Annotated in this window: 5 protein-coding genes; 1 reads left to right on the plus strand and 4 read right to left on the minus strand. The window is 64.5% G+C overall.

Features of this window, described 5'->3' with window-relative positions; translation table 11 throughout:
* Positions 1-357: 357 nt before the first annotated feature.
* Complete coding sequence (locus tag CC117_RS09060) at positions 358-1,113, plus strand: IS3 family transposase (RefSeq protein ID WP_084131795.1); 756 nt, start codon at positions 358-360, stop codon at positions 1,111-1,113.
* 5 nt (positions 1,114-1,118) lie between these two features.
* Here the strand turns inward: CC117_RS09060 and CC117_RS09065 are convergent, their stop codons facing one another.
* The 4 genes from CC117_RS09065 to CC117_RS09070 all read right to left on the minus strand — a co-directional run bounded on the left by CC117_RS09065 (position 1,119) and on the right by CC117_RS09070 (position 3,964).
* Complete coding sequence (locus CC117_RS09065) at positions 1,119-1,607, minus strand: DinB family protein (protein ID WP_071083314.1); 489 nt, start codon at positions 1,605-1,607, stop codon at positions 1,119-1,121.
* 318 nt (positions 1,608-1,925) lie between these two features.
* A complete protein-coding gene (locus CC117_RS37355) occupies positions 1,926-2,096 on the minus strand; it encodes a hypothetical protein (protein WP_157905380.1) in 171 nt (56 codons plus the stop codon).
* A gap of 229 nt (positions 2,097-2,325) precedes the next feature.
* Positions 2,326-2,856: a hypothetical protein gene (locus CC117_RS37015; RefSeq protein ID WP_131803036.1), complete on the minus strand. Its 531-nt coding sequence runs from the start codon at positions 2,854-2,856 to the stop codon at positions 2,326-2,328.
* A gap of 82 nt (positions 2,857-2,938) precedes the next feature.
* A complete protein-coding gene (locus CC117_RS09070; RefSeq protein ID WP_198541778.1) occupies positions 2,939-3,964 on the minus strand; it encodes a hypothetical protein in 1,026 nt (341 codons plus the stop codon).
* Positions 3,965-4,156: the final 192 nt, after the last annotated feature.

Raw genomic sequence — 4,156 nt, forward strand, 5'->3', positions numbered from 1 at the left:
GTTGATCGCTACGTCCACATGAGGTTGGCTATTCTGTCCAGCCGGAAACACCAACAGACCGGGCGAGGATGGGGCCGACGCCACGACCCCTCCTGGCTTTCCCGGCTCGGGGTATACCGGCTCGGCGGGACGACTCGACGGGTGACGACGTATGCCTGAACGGTGAACGATGTCGGTGAGCCGTGTGAGGGAGAACCTCATGCACGGATCGACGGGGGGCGGCTGGAAACGGGGCATCGCCATGGCGGGCCGGGATGAGAAACGTGCGGGGAAACCTCACGGACAAAAGTACCGGACCACAGCGCCTACAGCCACAATGCAACCGCGCCAGCCGCCTACCCTACAGACCGATCAGAAATGAAGTACGCTCTGATCGACGCGGAGAAAACACACCACWCYGTCTCCGTCCTGGCCCRCATGCTCGGTGTGTCACGCGAGGGCTACTACGCCTGGCGCCGCCGCGGCGCACAGTCCGCCCGGTCCGCTGACGACCAGACCCTGACCACGAAGATCGCCGCCGTGCATGYGGCGTCCCGGCAGATCTACGGCGCCCCGCAGATGCACGCCGACCTGGCCGCCGCCGGTGTTCGGACCAGCCGCAAGCGGGTCGCCCGGCTGATGAGACAGGCTGGCCTGCAAGGGGTTCACCGCCGCCGACGGGTCAGTCCGACCCGCCGCGACCGGGCCGCACACCTGCCCCCCGACCTGGTCGGAGGCGACTTCACCGCCCAGGCGCCGAACCGGGTGTGGACCGCGGATGTCACCTACATCCCGACCGGACAGGGCTGGCTGTACCTCGCGGTCGTCCTCGACCTGTACGCCCGCCGGTCGGCTGGTCCATGCCCGACGAACAGAAAACCGCACTCGTGGCCAACGCGCTCACCATGGCACTTCAACACCGCCGGCCCGTTCCCGGCGTCATTCATCATTCCGACCAGGGCAGTCAAACCGGACTCAACCGGTCGTCGCAACACCGCGCTGATGACACTCGCAGCGGACCTACCCGCCCCGATCCTCGCGGACCTGTTGGACCTCCACATCGCCACCGCCGTCGCCTGGACCCAGCACGCCGCCCATGACTGGGCCGTCTATCTCGCGGCCCGAGATCTCTAGAGCGCCTATCGTGCGGCGGTGATTTGTTCTCGGAGAATGTCACCATGGCCGGCGTGACGGGCGAAATCCTCGATCAGGAGCAGGTAGACAAACCGCAGGCTGACATCGCCAGCGCGGGGGTGCGCCTTGGTGTCGTCGAGCTCGAAGTCAGCGGCGATCACGCGGGAACGCTCGCTGGCACGCTCAAACTCGGCAATCACGTCGGCCAGCGTTTCGCCGGCGGTGACAACGAAACTGCCGTCGTCACCGGTGGCGTAGCCGTCGCATGCGGACTCGTCCAGGCCGAGCAGGGTGCGTTGGAACCAGATGCGCTCGGCGGTGGCGGCGTGTTTGATCAGCCCGATCGGTGTGGTCAGTGAGACGACCAGGCGCCGCCGTGCGTCGGTCTCGGATAGCCCTCGCGCGGTGTCGATGAGCGCTTGCCGGTTGCGGTCAAGCAAGCTCTCCAACATGAGACGTTCGGGTCCAGTGGTCATTCGGGGCCATATGAACATTAATTGTCCAGCTTTCTGGGTTGAAAGGACATTGACGGATCAGACCATGGGCGCGTACTCGAGCAGCATGAGGGTCGATCGGACAGGGCTCGTCTCGATTGCCGAGGAGAACACCGATGACATCGGTGCCGGAGGCCCGCCGGGGATGTAGGCGCTGCAAACGCTTCTCGGCCCTTGTCAGAGGGTCCTCGGGGAATGCCGTGTCCAGAGTCGAGGGCGAGCCGGAGCGATCATAAGGATAACATCCAAGCTATGCGCGTGTCACGTGACTTGTGTCGATCTGTTCCGGCGCGTTATGGGCCGAGGGTATCCCGAAACTCAGGAGACTTCCTCGACACCAAGATCGGTTCGGGCTGCTCGGAGTTGACCGTGGACGTGTGCGAGCGCGTCGCGGAGTTGCTGGTTCTCGATGCGTAACGCATCCAGAGCAACGCGGATAAGCCGCCACTCCAGCACGTCCCGCTTGCCGTCCGCGACCACTTCGACCAAGATCCACCGAATCGGCCAACTAAACCCGGACGCTCTGAGGTCAAATCGTCCACGTCAAGATGACGGACTTCAGGTCGATGGCCCTCCGGCTCGTCATCTTCACCTGAACGGGACAAGAGGGCTGAAGCGGAGAACACCCAAGCGTCCCGTGGCCGATCATGAGTAGTGGAGTGTGAGACCCAGGGGTGGCTCTGGCCGACGTCGTTTCTCGCCACCGCAGGACCCATTTTCAGTCTTCGCCGTTCTCTTCCTCGACCCCTCCCCGAAGCGCGCCGCGCCACTCCAGATGGTTGAGTAGTGCCCGTCCAGCAGGGGAGATGGGATGCTGCACGGTGAAAGGTTCGTAGGCTGCTACGAATGCCGGCCAATAGCGCTCAATCGCACCGCACCCACGGGCAAACGGATGCACGTACATCCAGAACAGTTCCCATCCATCGGGGTAGGCGAGAAATGAGACGACCCCTGCGGTGACGAATGAGACTCTGTGCACGCGCGGGTGCGGTAGTAGCCATGCGTGCTGTGTGTTGAAGTTTTTGGCGTCGGCAAGAGGGAAATCGTAATGACACTCGTGTTTGATAGCTCGGCCGTAAACCTCGACTGCCTTGCGGAGATTGAGCGGCGATCGGGCAGTCACCTCAATCGGTCTGCTGACCTCATAGGGCAGGACTGGCATGTCGAGACGGTACCGCTGAACRATGCCTCGGCGATCCTCACGGAACATTTCATTCTCGACCAGCGGAAGATTGGCTTCATCGTTCACGGAAAAAACCTCCATCAGGTCGAGCGCCGTCCTTGCCTGCGGGGCCCGGCACGTCCGGAGCCCCGTTCACCCGCAGCCGGGGTCAGCGCAGAACGTCTTTCAGCCTCTTACACGAGAACGTGCCGTGCTCGTCTGCGATCACGTGCTCCTCGCCTGGCAGACCCTCGTACAGCTCGGAGATGTACTCCGCCGTGCCTATGGCCTTGCAGCGGGCACCGTCCCGCTCAGTGTGGATGAGGTAGGCCGTAGGGCACTCGCACGCTGTCTCGAAGGCATAGAACCTGCCGCGCCTGGTCTCGTCGACCAGGCCGGCGGGGTAGTACACAACATGGTTGCCGCAGCTCACCGGCAACTCGACCATCCCTTTGACCGAGCGGCTCGCAGGCAGTTCCGTCGCGAGCTTCCATGGACCCACCTGCATGTACTGCTCCGTCGAGCGGAGGTCTTTGCCCCCAGCAAAGTCGAGGAAGGTCCCATCGTCGACCGGCGCGCCACCGGTCCACGCGACCGGCCCCGCTGCCGGCCAGAGTTGCGGCAACTCCTGTCGGGTGGTCACCCCGAGCTGCAAGCTCGGCGTCGTAAACCGCACACCGTGCAGCACCAGCTGCCCGACCAGGACGGTCATGGCGTAGCCCTGCGGCCGGTCAGCCTGCGGCAGCCCATCCGCGGTCACGGCCAGCGGCGCGACCCACGTCGAGGCGAGCCGGTTCCGCCCGGTATACCGGCCGATCCAAAACAGGCTGGCCGGGAGCGGCATCGCTGCGTCCCGTAGGTCCCATAGCCCGCGGAACTCCGACGCTGGAAGCCCGTAGCCCCCGCGCCGCTGCTCCTCGGACGAGACGAGCATCGCCGTCAACGCCGTCTTCTGAACCCACGCGGCTACGGCTCCCGTGTCCGTCGCCGCGATCTCTCCAGGCCCGCCCAGGACGAAGGGCGTCAGGGCTCGCTGGGCAGCAACTTCGAGGCGGCTCATCCAGCCGTTGTTGCACTCGCCGCAGACACGCACCGTCTGCCCGAACGGCGGGCGCACGCCCAGGTCCTGCACGATCCGGTTCAGCGGCCCCGCGCCATGCGCCGCCGGCTCCCGGGTCAGACCGATCCGAGACAACCAGGTTCCGAAGACGTGCTCGGCAGTCARCTTGCCCGTAGAGCCACAGAAAGGGCAGGTAGCCATGATCAGAGAGTCTCATGTTCACACAGCCACAGCAGGCTGGTGAGGTGGGCCCCGTTCTTCGGACAGTGATCCCTATGAGGGATAATTGATCCGTGAACGGAGGAGATCAATGAGTCAGTCACGCAG

This window comes from Parafrankia colletiae (genome assembly GCF_001854655.1).
GTDB classification, from domain to species: Bacteria; Actinomycetota; Actinomycetes; order Frankiales; family Frankiaceae; genus Parafrankia; species Parafrankia colletiae.